Consider the following 16,565-nt stretch of genomic DNA (forward strand, 5'->3'; position numbering starts at 1 on the left):
ATACGATGTGGAAAGGATCGATTAGCTTCGGTCTGGTAAACATACCGATTAAAATGTTTGCGGCAACGGAAGAGAAGAATGTTAAGTTTCGTTATCTTCATAGTAAGTGTCAAACGCCTATTCAGACCGTACGAACTTGTCCGCAATGTCAGCAGGAAGTTCCATGGGGCGAAGTGGTAAAGGGTTTCGAATATGCGGATGGTAAGTTTGTGGTGATGGATGAAGAAGAGATGGCTGGCTTACTGCCTGATGCCAATAAGGCGATTGAGATTCTAGATTTTGTGGATCTAGATCAAATTGATCCCATTTACTTTCAAAAGACTTACTATCTAGGATCCCAAGACCAAAATAATAAAGCATATGCCTTACTTAGAGAAGCGCTAAAAGAGTCGAATAAGATTGGAGTAGCCCAGATTACGATTCGTTCCAAGCGCTCATTAGCTGTGATAAGAGTCTATCAAAATTGCTTAGTTATGGAGACGGTTCATTATCCGGATGAGGTTCGTGATGTGAGCATGGTCCCAGGCGTTCCAGAAGCGATGGAACTACCCGAAAAAGAGCTACAAATGGCAAAACAACTGATTGAGAACCTGACTACCGACTTTAATCCTGAACAATATCACGATGAATACCGCCAAGCCATGCAAAATGCAATCGAGCAGAAAATCACAGGCCAAGAAGTAGTAGAAGCTCCTGCACGTCGTCCAGAAAAAGTAATCGATTTGATGGAAGCCTTGCGAGCCAGTCTCGAAGCAACGAATTCGAATAAAGTAGTCGAAACACCCACAGAACCCTCTAAGAAGAAAATAACCAAGAAAAAAACAGAAAGTCCCCAAAAAAAATCTACAAAAAAAATACAGAAAAATAAAGAAGCCTAATTTATCAACAAAAACCCCGATCTATTCTGGGTTTTTTTGTTTTGTAATTTAATTATTCTTTATATAAAGAAATTTGCCATCTAAAAAACTCGCCATATTTTACTATTCTTAACTACTTGACGGCTATAATATGATTCCTATACCATGTCATTTAAATAGATTCAAATATATAAAATCTGTTTCGATTTGTTTGGTCATTTTTATTTGAAATATTTATTAGCAATTACCAATTTCTGATTTATTTTAATTTTTTCCTGTATCTGGAATGCTGTATAGGGAAATAGATTAGGGAGGCGAACGGTCTAGGAGTATAGCATTCCAAATCATGCTTGATAAAGGGGGCCTTCACTTGTCCACAAGGGATATTTTAATTTCTACATACGGATTAACCAAAAAATTTGATTCATTTACCGCGGTAAATGAAGTTGATTTAGATATTTATGAGGGTGAAGTCTTAGGATTGCTGGGGCCTAATGGAGCTGGTAAGACGACACTCATCTCCATGCTGACAACGGTTTTGCCGCCTGATGGGGGTTCGGCCACTGTATGCGGATATGATTTGCTGAAGGATAGTTCGAAAGTAAAGCAGAAAGTGAGTCTTGTCCCTCAAGATCTTGCCCTTTATCTTACGCTTACCGCAGAGGAAAATCTCTCATTCTTTGCTAATTTATATGGTTTGAAAGGCAGAGAGAAGAGATCACGAATCAAAGAAGTGTTAAAAATTGCACAATTAGAAGATTGGGCGAACCGTAAAGTAGGAGCCTATTCTGGAGGGATGAAAAGGCGTTTAAATTTAGCAATTGGTTTACTAAATCGTCCGAAAGTATTATTTTTGGATGAACCGACTGTGGGAGTAGACCCTCAATCACGGAATCACATATTTAATTCGATTCAATACTTGGTAAAAGAGTTCCAAATGACAGTGATTTATACGACCCACTACATGGAGGAAGCCCAAGAACTCTGTGATCGTGTTGCGATTTATGATAAAGGCAAGATATTGGATTTAGAGGAAACAGACACCTTGCTCCAAAAATATGGGGACAAGCAGTTGGTACTCGATTTTAAGTCCATCCCTGATTGGTTGGTCCAGCATATCTCCTCATTGCCACATGTTGATTCTCACCATGTGATTGATAACAAACTGACCATTCATTCCTCCAATCTCTTAGAGGTTACCGAAAACGTTTTGGGCTGGCTTCGTACAAACCAGATACCAGTCGAGTCTTTTAACGTTCACGAGTCTGATCTAGAGAGTGTATTTCTAAAATTAACAGGCAAAAAACTACGTGATTAGAGAGCGGAGGGATTCACTTGAGTATGTGGCATATAGCAAGAAAAGATCTACAAATCTTGTTTCGTGATATTTGGGGATTAGCTTACTTATTTTTAGCTCCTATCATTATCATTGCGATTGCTAGTGTTGCTCTATCGGGACTATATGGTGGTCCTACCGAAAAGTTTAAGATACCGGTTGTGGTTGAAGATAGTGGACAAGCGGCGAAGGATATGGTGGAGGCATTAAACAAAGTAGAAGCTTTGGATTTGATACTTACTTATAAAAAAGATGGAAAAGAACAGCCGATGACTAGGAGCGAAGCAGAGGAATTAGTGAAAGATAAGAAGGCTGCAATCGTGATTCCTAAAGGATTTTCAAAGGCTGTAGATGAAGGGAAAGGGGCTAGTGTGGAGGTTATCCAAAATCCAGCGGATCAAGTGATCCCAGGTGTGATAAAGAATGTAGTATCGGAATATACGTCTAGGTTGTCGACTGCGATCGTTGCCAATCAGGTTGGGGCCCAGTCTATACAAAATTTTGCTAGTGTTGTGGGACAAAAGCATAATCTAAAATTGGATCCTACTTCAGAAATTTCCAAAGTACAAGATTATGTTAAGCCATATACAGAAAAGCCTCCAATTGAAGTGAAAACAAAAAGTTTGGAAAAGAGTAAGGGAAGTACAGCAACTCCATTTGATTACAACGTACCCGGATATGCGGTTATGTTTGTCCTTTTCGGTGCAAGTTCTGCTGCTTCGGCATTACTCGAAGAACGAGAGAATGGAACATTACGCAAATTAAAAACATTACCAATTTCGAGTCAATCTATTCTCTTAGGTAAAATGCTTTCTAGTTTTATGACAGCAACATTCCAATGTCTTGTTTTATTTACGGTTGGTTATCTCGTTTTCGACATGAATCTAGGAAACAGCATCCTTGGATTGTTATTGATGATGATCAGTACCGCATTTGCGGCAACAGGATTGGCCATGTTACTGGCGGCATTTTGTAAAACACGCTCGCAAGCAAGCGGTATTTCGCTTTTAGTGGTTCTTTCGATGTCGGCGTTGGGCGGGTCTTGGTGGCCATTATCAATCGTACCAGAATGGTTGCAGAAGTTTGCTCACGTTACCTTGACAGCTTGGTCAACGGGTGGATTTAGTGATTTGTTGGTCTACGGAGGAGGCTTGGTGGACATTCTTCTCCCAGCAGGCGTTCTTCTCGGCATGGGTTTACTATTCCTAACAATCGCAATCCAACGTTTTCGCTTTGAATAACCGATTACACCGATAAGGAGGTGGATGATGAGTCTCGCATTTCTATTTCCGGGTCAAGGCTCCCAGTATGTGGGGATGGGCAAGGATTTCTATCGAAGATATGAAGCTATTTTCTCGGATCTTTTCAACGAAGCCAATGAGGTGTTAGGGTTTGATTTACAAAAAATGTGTTTTCAAGGTCCGGCTGAGTATTTAACCGCGACAGAAGTAGCTCAGCCAGCGATCTTAACAGCTAGCGTTGGAGTGTATCGTTTACTAGAACAAGAGGGCATCACTCCATCGGCGATGGCTGGGCATAGTGTGGGACAGTTTTCGGCGCTAGTAGCGTCTAGCTCTCTCACGTTTGCGGATGCACTACAAATTGTTCGTAAGCGTGGAAAATGTATGGCGTCGGTGAAGCAACCGGGTAGCATGGTTGCGATTGTGACTTCGAAACACGAACTGATGGCTGAGGCCCTTACATGGATCGAAGAGCAAGAGATCGATATAGCCGCTTATAATGCACCGAATCAGATTGTATTGTCTGGAGCTGTGGAGCAAATGAATGAGGCTTACACGGTGCTGGATGAGATCGAAGGGATTAAAGCTAAGAAGCTATCGGTTAGCCAAGCGTTTCACTCTCGGCTAATGAAGGAGATGGAGTCAGAGTTTATGGAGTTTATCACTCAATTCTCCTTCGATACTCCTCGTGTCCCCATCGTCCTAAATTGTACAGCGACGGAATCACAAGATGTCGATTTAATTTTAGAAGATGTGCGAAGGCAGTGTACAAGCCCTGTCAGATGGGCACAAACGATTAAGCGATTGGCAGAGATGGAGATGGAGCAATTTGTAGAAGTGGGATCTAGCAAGACGTTATCAGGATTGATGCGCTCCTTTGCAGAGGGATATCAAGTGCATTCGACCGAATCACCGATGGCGTTAGCGAAGGCATTGAAGAGAATGAGATAGGAGGGTTTGTTTCATGTTTGAGGGTACAGAAGTCGCATTGGTTACCGGTGGATCAAGAGGAATTGGAAAGGCGATTGCGATTGATCTAGCGGCAAATGGAGTAACGGTTTTGCTTACCTTTTCAAGCAATCCACGGGGAGCAGAGCAGACGATTGCCGAGATTCAAGAAGCAGGCGGGACAGCACATGCGATACAAGTCGATATCTCGCAGGAAAAAGAAGTGAAATCTCTATTTAAGGAGGTGAAAACGAGGTTTGGTAGACTTGATATCTTAGTCAATAATGCAGGTATTACCAAAGATGGCTTTGTTGCTGTGATGAGCGAGGCGAAATGGGATGATGTCATTCGAGTGAATCTGGGTGGAGCCTTCCTATGTTCGAGGGAAGCGGTCAAGATCATGATGAAGCAGAAGTCGGGTGCCATTATCAATGTTTCTTCTACGAGCGGAGTAGCGGGTTCGAAAGGACAGACCAACTACGCGGCCTCCAAAGGGGGAATTATCTCCTTTACGAAAAGCTTGGCGATGGAAGTGGCGGAACATAATATTCGCGCCAATGTCGTTGCCCCAGGTTTTATTGCGACGGATATGACAAAAGGGATGGATCAAGCGATCTTATCGAAGATGATGGATCTCATCCCGTTAAAACGCATGGGGCAACCAGAAGAAGTGGCCCATCTCGTTACCTTTTTAAGCTCTCATAAAGCCTCTTATATCACTGGAAAAGTATTTACGATTGATGGTGGATTGATCAACGGATAAGAAAATGAAGGCATAACATAACAACTACATGGAGAGAGGGACAACATTGCTTACATATCAAGAGACAAAAGAAAAAGCAGAGAAAAGACGCGAATTAACGCAGCGAATCAAGGCCATCATCGTGGAACGGTTAAATCTCGATATGGATCCAAATTTGATCACAGATGACCAACCTCTTTTTGGTCGAGGTCTAGGATTAGATTCGATCGATGCATTAGAGTTGTTTGTCGTAATTGAAGATGAGTTTGGTGTAACAATTTATGATGATAATATGGAAGTTTTTGGTTCTGTTAATAAATTAGCTGATTATATCTTAGAAAACATCGAGGAGTGAAAACAGCGATGACAGTGATGAATGCGGATGAAATTCGTAAATTACTGCCCCACCGCTGGCCTTTTCTCCTATTAGATCGCGTGATTGAGTTGAAACCAGGTGTAAGTGGTGTAGGGATCAAAAACGTGACCATTAGTGAGCCTTTTTTCGAGGGTCATTTCCCGACTGAGTCGATTATGCCAGGGGTGTTGATCGTAGAAGCACTCGCACAGATGACAGCAGTCGTCTATTGCACAGGTGCGCTCCAGGCCATGCGTGAAGCCGAGCAAGAGGTAGCGGCAACAGCAGAGGCACAGCTGGAGCCTGCAGAGGAGATCGATATCTCTTCTCGTGTGGGATACTTGGTTGCGATTCGAGATATGAAGTTTATGAAACCAGTGGTGCCAGGAGATCAACTCCTTTTAAAAGTGAAGATCGGGAGATCTGTAGGAATTTTGTCAAAAGTAAATGTAGCTGCCTATGTTGGCAAGGTATGTGTTGTGGAAGGAACTCTAAGTGTATCTCAACGACCTTAACAACTTTGAGTTCATAAACATGGGGAGTGAGAGTGTTGGATCAAGATCAAGGGTGGGTTAAGATCCGGGATTGTAAACGGGAAGATGCTGAGCAGATTGCCTCTTTTTATAATCGATTTGGTTATGGAACGGGACCTTCTGGATATCCGCTGAAGCCAGGCGATATTTTGCGATTGATGGATGAGCGGGAGATCGTCTCGTATTTGCTAGCGGAGTACGAAGGAAGCATCATTGGAACGATGTTGTTTAGCACTTTATCAGGACAGAAGATGCCTGATCCCAAAGCGGTATGGTCTGGCTACTTTATTATCCACCCTGAATTTCGCAATGGAGGAATACCAGGACGATTTTTTTCGGAATCCATTTCGCGGTTGACTGAAAAGGGATACTGGTACATCGACACAGAGGTGGATCCAACGAATCGACTGGCCATGGCCCTATACAAGCGGGTGGGGATGTACAAAACAAGTCGGTCGCGTCTGGATTACGACGGATATATTGATTTACGTTGCTATCTCCCCTATATACTTCAGTACGTATTAAGCGGTTATCAATCCATGTTGCCCGAAGGAATCATGGAGAACGTTGGTTGGAAAAACTTAATCACTTCGGTTACACGTTCAAACGAGACAGATTCCGTGGTCGAACACGGGGTCGAAATGGTTCCCTACACGATTCAGTATGGTGAAATGGGCGTCACTTGTTGGATCGACATTCGGAGTCAAAAAGTAACGAGAATGGAGAGTCCGCAATTTCGTTTTGATAGCTATATTGTAGAAGGACAAACGCTAACGATTGGACAAAGCATTCGAATTCGTTTTGAGTTTGAAAATCGGCAGGAGTCCAATATCCTAGTTCAATTTCAAACTCACTTAGGGAATCAAGAAGTAGAGTATCGAAATGGGCAAAAGATCCAACTGCTGGATGCAGGCGAATCCATCGAGTGGGAGGAAACGATTACTCTACTAGGTCCCCTGCAAGGTGAGCTAAAAACGAGAGTCCAATTCGGTGAAGCTCAATTTGATTTTTACAGTGGAGTAGAGGTTCGCTCTCGAGTTGAACTAAGGTTGCCAGAGCAGTCACTATTGCTGGGAGAGAGTACCACCACCTATCTCCGGCTACAAAACCTAGTTCCCGAACCCATTCGGATCCAATTAGAAGTGAAAGCATCAGGGAACAAACGATTACAAGCCATTTTTCCAGAAAAGGATACATGGTTGATCCAGTCTGAAGAGATCGTGGATATCCCACTTTGGTTGCAAGGGGCTGGTATTGGAGTAGGAGAGCTCGTCTGTGATGTGATCTCTGAACAGAATAAATGTATCCATACAGGCCATTTTCAAATTCCTATCCATTCCAAGGATGGTGTGATTCGATACAGGAGAAATGGTAGGGTCATACTAGAAAACCCTTCTATATCGGTTCAGATTGATTCGGATACGGGTGGTATCTATGTATATGACCAAGTTTCAGGAAAGCAAGTCATTCAGGAGGCGTGGCCCGATCTCGGTTTTCCTTATACGAGCGGAGTAAAGCGTATGGCAAATCGATCCCTACAATTTAATGATGAATCGGAATCTACCATCGTGGTAAAAGAGATGAGGGAAAATGGGTCAACGTTGACCCGGAAAATCTCGATCTGTTCGGTTCGTAACGTGAAGATTGAAGATAGTACGAATTCCGCTGGTTCACTGAAGATACACCCGTGGTGCATGTTACAAGATGCGGTAATCCATATCCCATGCATGGAAGGGGTCAGGAAAGATACGATTATCTATGAAGAATTCCCTTTTATGATTCACGATTTTGAGTATGCACGTGATCTACAGCTACCGTCTGATCCGCAGGCTTACTCGATGTCGTGGAGTGCTTTTGAAAATAGCGAAGTAACGGTAGGGATGGTATGGAAGGGACAAGTTGAATCCCTGCTATACGGCTTACGCTGGATGCCAGCGATTGTGTTTGCAAGTGGTGCTAGTGAGCAAAAGATGTTCCCATTCATTAGTAAGAGAAAGAGATTAAAAAATATAAAAGAATCATATAAAGCAAGCGCTCCTAGGGCGGTTCACTATTATGTGATAGCCCGAAGCGGTGTAGAAGATATCAAACGGCACTGGCAGATGCTAGTGGATAGAGGGAAGTTTTCTGATCCTTTCACACAACAAGCAGAGATCAGTTTGCCAATCAGACATACATCTTCTGTGGAGAAGGGAGAAGTAAGAGTAGAGGAACGCAATGAAGCTTCCAAGTACCTCTATTCGATCGACAATCAAGCAATCCAATTGAAACTGCTTCCTGAACACCAAGGTGCGATTACGAGCTTAAAAGTTCAGGGAAAAGAGCTCCTTCTTCAACCGCAAGGCTCTGAGAAAAGAGGAGGACGTGATGGTTCGCCGCAGCGCTCAGGCATTCTACTTAAGCCGTTTAATCAGCCGATCGATCTGGAGAACAATGCCCTTCTAGATGATCACCCGTTTCTGTCTTTTCAAGGGAAGCCTATTTCGGTTGCGGAGAAGGATGGGATCACATGGGAGGGGATCCGATGTAGTAGTGAACATTTCTCGTTAGATTGTTTACTCGTTCCCAATATCCCGCTGATCCGGTTGGACTTCCATGCCTTTAATCGTTCGAGGGCGCTTCAGGAATCGTACTTTGCGATCCAATCACTTTGGAATGGATTTCAGGAAAAACGACGTTCGAAGTCGGTTCACTATTGGAATGCGCTCGGTCATCAAGTTTTGGACGAAACAGGAATCCGACGAAAAGTATACGGGGAGCCACGAATGGTATTGGAACTGGGGAGTGACCTGTTTGCAGCGTGTTGGATTCCTTCGTACCTAGGACAGTTAGCGGTATACGAGCTTCCGAAAAAAGGATTTCAAGTCTCATTGATCCATCCCGTCAAAGTAGGAAGTGGTGAAACGAAACGATATTCTACCTACTTCGCCATCGGACATTCAGTAGAAGAGGTTTGTAACTATTTTAGAATGGGGGGCTAGTCGATGAATGTATTATTTATTGCACCCAGCTTATTTAGTATCGGAGAACTACACAATGCGATTTATTTAGCCAGACAACTAGAAGAACAAGATATCCGAACCCACTTCTTAACTAGTCCGAACCATATCGAGTATGTACAACAAGCGGGGATGTCAGCTACCTCCTTACGAAAGGCCACGATGCAGACTGCTCCTATACAAGCATTGGTAGAGGAATTTCAGCCAGATGTGATAGTGATTGCCGACTATCACAATCTAGATCTCGAATCGCCACTCATCGATCTCGATTATGTGATACAACTAGGGATTCCTTGTGCCACAATCGATTCGCTTTCTTGGGCACCTAACTCCAGAGTTTTACGAAATAGGCTGTTTGATGGAACGATCAATAGACGTCCAAATGCCAATGTCAAAGGAGAAGTTCATCTGCGCCAAGTTCCCGAGCAGATGAAGATTATCCGGACATGCCCCATTAATTCCCCACAAGATGTGGACGATCGAATCAAGGCAGTGACGTTATATAAAGAACCATTTCATATTGACGAAGATGTCAAACAGCAGATGAGACAGCGATTTGGCTGCGAGCATGAAGCTGATAAATTAGTAATGGTATCAAAGGCGGCATGGGCTAGTTTGCTAGTGAAGATGCGAATGCTAGAAAGCAAACTACATATGCAGGCATCCTATAGCTATGAATACTTTATTCAAGAGCTAATCGGTCAATATCTGGGTACCCGTTTGCTTCCATCTAAAGTAGTGGTTGTGGGGATTGCATCAGAGAAAGGCTTTCTCGAACGAGACCCACATTCGAAGCTGTCCTTTGTTTCATTACCGTTTATGAATTTAAATGAATATGAAGATCTCTTGTTCTCTTGTGATTTATTTATCACCGATAATATTACTTCTTGCTCGATGGCGAAGGCTTTGTTTGGATATGTGCCTGCTCTCAGCCTCATCAATACGAAAGTGGTAAGCAGTCCAGAGCGCGATGTTCCGTCTCTTCCACAAGTAAGTAGTGAGCCGATTAAGGAGATTCTGGAACGATGGAATCGAGTGTTACCACAAGGATTATATCCGTTCCTTACCTTCCCAAATGGTTGGACGGAAGAGCTGGCCCCTTTGCTAGAAGAGAATCCATTTTTTGATGCGATTGATATTGCAGAGATGTTTTGTGTGGATCAAACAGGCGAAAAGATATGGAACATGTTATACGATAAGCAAACGAAGCAACGTATTCGGGACAAGCAAGAAAGATATATAGAAAAAATCATTCATTTACCTGGTGCGATGGAAATGCTCTGTTTTATTACAAAACAAAAAGTAGAGACCTCATGGGGGAGATAAAATGAAAACAACTCTGTTAACCAAAAACATTATGAACGATCATGCCCACCGCGTGGCAGATGGTTATGCCGTTGTTTCGGCCTATACCAATGTAAATGAGGAATACCGTGTGCTTCGTGGTGGGGTTGGGCTGATTGATTTGTCGGCTGTTGGGAAAATCAAGGTGACCGGAGAGCAACATGTAGAGTTTATCAATGAATTAGTTACCAAAGAAATCGAATTCCTTGATATAGAGAAGTCTTTATATACGCTACTTCTTGATGATAATGGACAAGTGATCGATCTCGTTAATTTATACAAGCAAGAGGACGCAATTCTGATTGAAACATCCGTAACAAAGCGTTCCGAGGTATTGGCTTGGTTAAACGAGCGGAAAGTGGACGGTGTAGAGATAGCGGATCTTAGCGAGATGTTAGCCATGATTGGGCTAGAAGGACCTTATGCGTGGAAAGTGGGTCAACGTTTAATCGATTTTGAAATCTCCTCACTTCCATTCCAAGCGTTTGTGGAAATTGAATGGAATGGACATCACGTATTCTTTGCTCGTACAGGTGTCACCGGAGAATACGGATATAAGGTAATTGTCCGGATGGATGTTGCTCATCAGATGTGGGAGGCTTTACTCGGTTACGCTGATGAAGATATGAACGTGCAAGCAGTGGGGATGGATGCTCTCGAAATCGCGATGATGGAAGTGCGCCAGCCGAATATGGCGGTTGAAGGCAACGATTTAACGTTGTATGAAGCTTGTCTAGAGTGGTTGGTTAGCTTTGACAAAGAGGACTTTATCGGCTTTGATGCGATCCACTCGATGAGAGAGCAAGGGGTTAAACAGAGGGTTGTTGGCTTTGTTACAAACCCAGATCATGTACTTGATGCAAACGATGCAATCGTAGTAGAGGATACAAATGTCGGGAAAGTGTTACAAATTTGCTACAGCCCAACTCTCGACAAAAAACTAGGACTTGCTGTTATTCATGAGGAGTTTGCTGTTTCTGGGATTGAACTAGAAGGATTAAATCAGAACGGAGAACGAGTGTTGGTTCAAACACAATCATCCCCGTATACATTCCCTAAATCGTGGTCAATCAAAATCATCTAAGGTGGTGAGTGGACATGTCAATCCAAAAAGCTCGTATCGCCGTAACAGGCGTAGGGATCATCTGTGCAAATGGCAATGATGTAGAAGAATTTTGGGAGCACGTGGTGGCTGGTAAAAGTGGCATTAAACCTGTCACTTCCTTAGACTTGTCCCAAATCAATACGAAATTTGGGGGCGAAGTGAGTCATTTCAATCCTGAAGATCACTTTACCGACGAAGAGTTAAAACAAATGGATCGCGCGGGGCAGTTTGCTGTTTTAGCTGCCCGGGAGGCGGTTCAATTTGCCAACATGAATTTATCTGAATTAGATCCCTATCGGGTTGGTATCGTTTTAGGAACCTCGTTGGGTGGGATGCGTAGTGGCGAAATTTTTCACAAACAATGGATTGAAAATGGATTAGATCAAACCGATGTAAGTCTGCTCTATAAATACCCTGTTCACACCCCGTGCGACAACATCGCCCATGCGCTTGGCATCAAAGGGCCTAAAAGTGTCATTTCCAATGCATGTGCAGCAGGAACCAATTCGATTGGCTATGCAACGGATATCATCCGCACAGGGAAAGCAGATGTGATGATTGCCGGGGGAGTAGATCCTCTCACGTTTTTATCGTTTAGTGGCTTTAATAGCTTGCAAGCTCTCTCCAGTGAGCCGTGTGCACCTTATAGTCAGAGCCACGGTTTAAATATCGGTGAAGGAGCAGGCATTCTCATTTTAGAGAGAATGGAAGATGCTTGTGCACGGGGCGCTACGATCTTAGCAGAGATTCTCGATTATGATCTCTCGGCCGATTCCTATCATCAGACGGCACCCGATCCAGGTGGCGCAGGGGCGATTCGCTCGATGAAAGGAGCGTTGAATAAGGCTGGATTAACCGAACAGGATCTTTCATATATCAATGGTCATGGTACAGGTACCCCTACCAACGATGCTTCTGAGCCAAAAGCGCTACGGAGTATTATCAAAGAACAAGCTGTTCCCATCTCATCGACCAAGTCCATGTTGGGTCACACACTAGGAGCAGCTGGCGCAGTGGAAGCAGTTACATCTGTCTTGGCGATTCATCGTTCCTTTATCCCGCCTACAGTCAATTTTGATGAGGAAAGCCGAAAATTTGGCTTGGACTTTGTTCCGAATCAAGGGCGCAAAGGGGAACTAAACACCGTTCTCTCTAACTCGTTTGCATTTGGTGGGAATAATGCAACCGCCTTATTTGGCAAACACGATGACCAAAAGCCAACGCCAGCCCCAACCCCTCGGAAAAAAGTTTACCTAACAGGTGTCGGTGTGTTAGCCGGTAACGTTGCCAACATGGAACAATTTGATCAGTTGGTAAAAGGCGAAGGGAGTGGAATATCTGAGGTTCAGCGATTTGATACGAAGCCTTACGGCCAGTCAGAGGCGGGGCAAATTCCTGATATTCCTTATAAAAAGATGATCAACCCAAGTATGCTACGCAGAATGGACGCGCTGAGTAAGCAAGCTGTTGCGGTAACGAAAATGGCATTGGATCATGCCAAGTTAAAAATTACCCGTGATAATAGCGAAAAAGTAGGCGTAATTTTCGCGACAGGCACAGGTCCGACTGAGACGGTAGAGTCATTTAACCGTGTAGTCATCCGAGAAGGAGCCAAGATGGCAAATGCCCAGCTCTTTCCGAATACAGTGATGAATGCTGCTGCGGGCCATATTGGATTGCATTTTAAAATTAAGGGCCCCACTTCCACGATTACAGCGGGTGGAGTCTCAGCCATTAGCGCTTTATATTATGCGTACTCCCTGATCCAACTAGGTGGTTGCGATACGGTAATCGTCGTGACATCCGATGAGTTTAATGAGCCGTTACTCGCAGGTCATGGACGGATTCCTAACTTTTTGAGCAAAACAAAATCACGGCCATTTGCTAGTGACCGGGATGGAGTCGTGCTTGGAGAAGGAAGCGTGGCGATGATTGTGGAGAGCGAAGAGGCGGCAAAGGCTCGTAATGCACGGATTCTCGCTGAGTGTAAGGGTTTTGGCATGACCTCTGATCATCATAAAATTGCAGGTCTGAATCCAGAGGGAACTGAGTGGACGAAGTCATTTGAGTTAGCCCTATCCGATGCTGGTTTAACGACAGAAGATATCGGCTATATCTCTGCCGCGGCTAATGGTCACCATGTCTTTGACCCGATTGAAGCAAAAGCTATTCATCAATTGTTTCAAGACAAAGTCCCTGTTAGTGCACCTGGTTCTATTTTCGGGGAAACGCATGGTACAGCTGGTTCCATTGGCTTGTTAACGGCTTTGTCTGCTTTAGACGGTACGATTCCATTTATACGGAATTTGGAGAATCCGATATCAGATGTAGGGCTTGACTATGTGATGGGGGAGCCGCGTAAGGTGCAGACCGATAATGCGTTGATTAGTTCGTATGCGTATGGGGGGAATTATCATTCGCTCGTGTTGGGGCGGTATGAGTAGGTTTCTTTTCTTAGGTTAGTTGAAGAACGACCAGAAGAAATGGTGTGAATCGGTTGTTCCTTATGGCCTATTGGATAATCAGATCTCTCCCTTCTCTTGTTTCGAATTCTGGCTCATTAACAAACCTGATTGTTTGGGGGAGAAGGATGCTAGAAATCGTGAGTGGATTGCAATGTGATTGGTATGAGAACTGGCGAACAAGCATGTTCTTTCTTTCTTTTCCCTTCAGCTTTGTTAATGAACCAGTAAATGAGAAGTGGAAGAGGGGCAATGTGTCTGATCATAGCGATGTTAGTGAGCCTGCTTAGCGTAGTCATTAGAAGCTAGGGCGTTTTGTGGCAAATGTTTGAGCGTTCTTTGCGAGTTTTTGCCACTTGCCCGAAGCGAAGAATGACGGAGCGGACATGCTTTTCACATCCTTGTGGGCTCACTATTGAGCTATGATCAGATACATGCCCCCGGACATCTTCCATAACTGGCCTCCCATTAACAAACAGCCCTCTACTTTTCTTCTGCAATCTAATTAACTAACATGCATGCTGAGCTCTTCTTAACTACTATTCCTTAAACAAAAGAGGTGTACAGATCATGAAAGGTGTAATTCTAGCAGGCGGAACCGGTTCTCGGCTATACCCATTGACAAAGGTGACGAATAAGCATCTACTCCCCGTCGGAGAGTACCCCATGATTTATCATCCAATCTACAAGTTACGTCAAGCTGGCATTCAGGATATATTGATCGTGACAGGTCGGGACCATATGGGAGACGTGGTTAATCTCTTGGGAAGCGGAGTAGAGTTTGGTGTTTCGTTTACCTATAAAGTTCAGGACCAAGCAGGCGGGATTGCACAGGCATTAGGTCTAGCTGAAGATTTCGTCGGTGAGGATCTGGTAACGGTGATTTTAGGGGACAATGTATTTCTGGATGATATCTCATCTTGTATCCACACGTTTCAGGATCAAGCCCAAGGGGCTAAAATACTGATTAAACAAGTCGATGATCCTAGGCGTTTTGGCGTACCAGAGATCGCAGGAGACCAAATTATATCCATTCAAGAGAAGCCGGCCCATCCGAAAAGCTCCTACGCAGTAACAGGAATTTATCTATACGATCACCATGTCTTTGAGATTATTAAAACACTTCAACCATCAAAGCGTGGAGAACTAGAAATAACCGATGTAAATAATGCTTATATTAAAAAAGAGCAACTAACCTACGACATACTAGATGGATGGTGGACGGATGCAGGAACCCTTCCCTCTCTAGCAATTGCAAATAAGCTATCTAGTGAGATAGCTTATGATATAGAAGAGAAATAACGAAATTTATTCACCTGATTCGGTGGAACTTTCTCCATTCCAATAGCGAAGATAGGTTGTTTCATCCGTTGCTTGTTTTTTAACGATTTTCCCATCCCCATCTCTTGTAACCTCATACTCTTGATAAGCTTCGACCTGATAGCTCCCTTTGTCTTGACGGCTTTGTAATTCCGATGTATATTCATTTTTTGTCCCATTTTGAGTGGGGTATGCAGTAGCAGTGACTGAAGTTGCCTGTGGGACCCAGAGAAGCATGGCGACTAACATCAGATTAATGGCGATTGCGGTACCTAAGCAGGATTGTATGATGGTCGGGAGCCATTTGTTTTCCATAGTATTGTATCCTCCTAAATGATGAGAACTGGTGAGTCTGCGAGGATGTAGAGAAGTAGTAGCGTTATCTTCTATTTATGAAACAACTATTTTTTTAGAACTAACGAAAGAGGCCTATCTAATTAGTTGCTACTATGCAAACAAAATAGATGGGCCTCTTATTATTCTCTATTATCTATAACGGTAGTTTTAAATACTTTTTCAAGTAGTTTGCTATGCCATCCTGATCATTACGATCGGTGACGTCATCTGCAACATTCTTTAACGCTTCGATGGCATTTCCCATGGCGACTCCCTTACCAACGTACTGGAGCATTTCCATGTCATTATCTTCGTCGCCGAACGCGATAATCCGCTCTTTCGGGATATTGTAATAATGAGCGATTCGTTCTACTCCAACGGCTTTGTCAACACCTTGTCGCAGGACTTCCATCACTTGAAATGGTTCGTTCCATCTACGATGATGTACGATATGACTGTGACGATCGGTAAAGGTTTTTTGGATTTCATCCCAGTTATGATGGTTATGGAATTGTACGAGCATGCTGGTAGGATGGTCCTTTAATAATTGAAGCAGATCGCCTGTATGAATTTCCTTCGCGTGTAAGGAGAAAAATGTATGATTTGCATTTTCGCTTCCTGCTATAGTCGAGTAGATATGATCTTCTATTTCTACGAGAATATTAGGCATATCCAGAGAATAACAGGTTTCGATAATATGATGAGCTTGTTCTAATGGGATCGTAATATGGTGCTTTTCAAAGGATGCATCGTGTGGATGATGGCTGAGTGCACCATTATAGTTTACGATTGGCGAGCGTAAGCCAAGCTCTTGATAATACTGTTTACTCATCCGATAAGGACGTCCTGTTGCGATGGCAACTTCATGCCCTTCTCGCATGGCTTGGTGTAGAACTTGCTTTGTGGCTTGGGATATTTTTTTATCTTCTGTTAGTAATGTTCCGTCTAAATCTAGCACGATTAAATGTTTATTCGACATAAATAAGC

At 43.5% G+C, this 16,565-nt stretch carries 14 protein-coding genes; 12 read left to right on the forward strand and 2 right to left on the reverse strand.

Annotated features, from left to right (window positions below; genetic code table 11):
* The first annotated feature begins 5 nt into the window (after window positions 1-5).
* The 12 genes from ku (at window position 6) to EDD57_RS05940 (ending at window position 15,224) form a co-directional block, all read left to right on the forward strand.
* Window positions 6-878, forward strand: a complete 873-nt coding sequence (gene ku, locus EDD57_RS05885; RefSeq protein ID WP_243649460.1) for a non-homologous end joining protein Ku — start codon at window positions 6-8, stop codon at window positions 876-878.
* A 349-nt stretch (window positions 879-1,227) separates the two neighbouring features.
* A complete protein-coding gene (locus EDD57_RS05890; RefSeq protein ID WP_083426264.1) occupies window positions 1,228-2,175 on the forward strand; it encodes an ABC transporter ATP-binding protein in 948 nt (315 codons plus the stop codon).
* Between the two features lie 23 nt (window positions 2,176-2,198).
* Window positions 2,199-3,434: an ABC transporter permease gene (locus EDD57_RS05895; protein WP_243649461.1), complete on the forward strand. Its 1,236-nt coding sequence runs from the start codon at window positions 2,199-2,201 to the stop codon at window positions 3,432-3,434.
* Between the two features lie 27 nt (window positions 3,435-3,461).
* On the forward strand, window positions 3,462-4,385 hold the full coding sequence (gene fabD, locus EDD57_RS05900; protein ID WP_131848554.1) for an ACP S-malonyltransferase: 924 nt from the start codon (window positions 3,462-3,464) through the stop codon (window positions 4,383-4,385).
* Between the two features lie 13 nt (window positions 4,386-4,398).
* A complete protein-coding gene (gene fabG, locus EDD57_RS05905; protein ID WP_131848555.1) occupies window positions 4,399-5,145 on the forward strand; it encodes a 3-oxoacyl-[acyl-carrier-protein] reductase in 747 nt (248 codons plus the stop codon).
* A gap of 46 nt (window positions 5,146-5,191) precedes the next feature.
* Window positions 5,192-5,479, forward strand: coding sequence for a phosphopantetheine-binding protein (locus EDD57_RS05910; RefSeq protein WP_131848556.1), 288 nt, complete (start codon window positions 5,192-5,194; stop codon window positions 5,477-5,479).
* An 8-nt stretch (window positions 5,480-5,487) separates the two neighbouring features.
* On the forward strand, window positions 5,488-5,994 hold the full coding sequence (gene fabZ / locus EDD57_RS05915; RefSeq protein WP_131848557.1) for a 3-hydroxyacyl-ACP dehydratase FabZ: 507 nt from the start codon (window positions 5,488-5,490) through the stop codon (window positions 5,992-5,994).
* A gap of 35 nt (window positions 5,995-6,029) precedes the next feature.
* Window positions 6,030-8,993: a GNAT family N-acetyltransferase gene (locus tag EDD57_RS05920; protein ID WP_131848558.1), complete on the forward strand. Its 2,964-nt coding sequence runs from the start codon at window positions 6,030-6,032 to the stop codon at window positions 8,991-8,993.
* Between the two features lie 3 nt (window positions 8,994-8,996).
* Entirely contained in the window at window positions 8,997-10,337 is a 1,341-nt protein-coding gene (locus EDD57_RS05925) for a DUF6365 family protein (protein ID WP_131848559.1), read from the forward strand.
* A 1-nt stretch (window position 10,338) separates the two neighbouring features.
* A complete protein-coding gene (locus EDD57_RS05930; protein ID WP_131848560.1) occupies window positions 10,339-11,439 on the forward strand; it encodes an aminomethyl transferase family protein in 1,101 nt (366 codons plus the stop codon).
* Between the two features lie 14 nt (window positions 11,440-11,453).
* Window positions 11,454-13,904, forward strand: a complete 2,451-nt coding sequence (locus tag EDD57_RS05935; protein WP_131848561.1) for a beta-ketoacyl-[acyl-carrier-protein] synthase family protein — start codon at window positions 11,454-11,456, stop codon at window positions 13,902-13,904.
* 588 nt (window positions 13,905-14,492) lie between these two features.
* Window positions 14,493-15,224 carry a sugar phosphate nucleotidyltransferase gene (locus EDD57_RS05940; RefSeq protein WP_131848562.1) on the forward strand — a complete coding sequence of 244 codons (732 nt, stop codon included), beginning with the start codon at window positions 14,493-14,495 and terminating at the stop codon, window positions 15,222-15,224.
* 6 nt (window positions 15,225-15,230) lie between these two features.
* Here the strand turns inward: EDD57_RS05940 and EDD57_RS05945 are convergent, their stop codons facing one another.
* On the reverse strand, window positions 15,231-15,557 hold the full coding sequence (locus EDD57_RS05945) for a hypothetical protein (protein ID WP_131848563.1): 327 nt from the start codon (window positions 15,555-15,557) through the stop codon (window positions 15,231-15,233).
* A gap of 175 nt (window positions 15,558-15,732) precedes the next feature.
* A complete protein-coding gene (locus EDD57_RS05950; protein ID WP_131848564.1) occupies window positions 15,733-16,557 on the reverse strand; it encodes an HAD family hydrolase in 825 nt (274 codons plus the stop codon).
* Window positions 16,558-16,565 lie beyond the last annotated feature (8 nt).

This window comes from Baia soyae, from assembly GCF_004341445.1.
Lineage (GTDB): Bacteria > Bacillota > Bacilli > Thermoactinomycetales > Thermoactinomycetaceae > Baia > Baia soyae.

Coding starts and splice junctions, on each gene's coding strand:
- EDD57_RS05935 (WP_131848561.1), top strand. CDS start 11,454: ATGTCAATCCAAAAAGCTCGTATCGCCGTAACAGGCGTAGGGATCATC.
- EDD57_RS05940 (WP_131848562.1), top strand. CDS start 14,493: ATGAAAGGTGTAATTCTAGCAGGCGGAACCGGTTCTCGGCTATACCCA.
- fabD (WP_131848554.1), top strand. CDS start 3,462: ATGAGTCTCGCATTTCTATTTCCGGGTCAAGGCTCCCAGTATGTGGGG.
- fabG (WP_131848555.1), top strand. CDS start 4,399: ATGTTTGAGGGTACAGAAGTCGCATTGGTTACCGGTGGATCAAGAGGA.
- EDD57_RS05925 (WP_131848559.1), top strand. CDS start 8,997: ATGAATGTATTATTTATTGCACCCAGCTTATTTAGTATCGGAGAACTA.
- ku (WP_243649460.1), top strand. CDS start 6: ATGTGGAAAGGATCGATTAGCTTCGGTCTGGTAAACATACCGATTAAA.
- EDD57_RS05945 (WP_131848563.1), bottom strand. CDS start 15,557: ATGGAAAACAAATGGCTCCCGACCATCATACAATCCTGCTTAGGTACC.
- EDD57_RS05930 (WP_131848560.1), top strand. CDS start 10,339: ATGAAAACAACTCTGTTAACCAAAAACATTATGAACGATCATGCCCAC.
- EDD57_RS05895 (WP_243649461.1), top strand. CDS start 2,199: ATGTGGCATATAGCAAGAAAAGATCTACAAATCTTGTTTCGTGATATT.
- EDD57_RS05950 (WP_131848564.1), bottom strand. CDS start 16,557: ATGTCGAATAAACATTTAATCGTGCTAGATTTAGACGGAACATTACTA.
- fabZ (WP_131848557.1), top strand. CDS start 5,488: ATGACAGTGATGAATGCGGATGAAATTCGTAAATTACTGCCCCACCGC.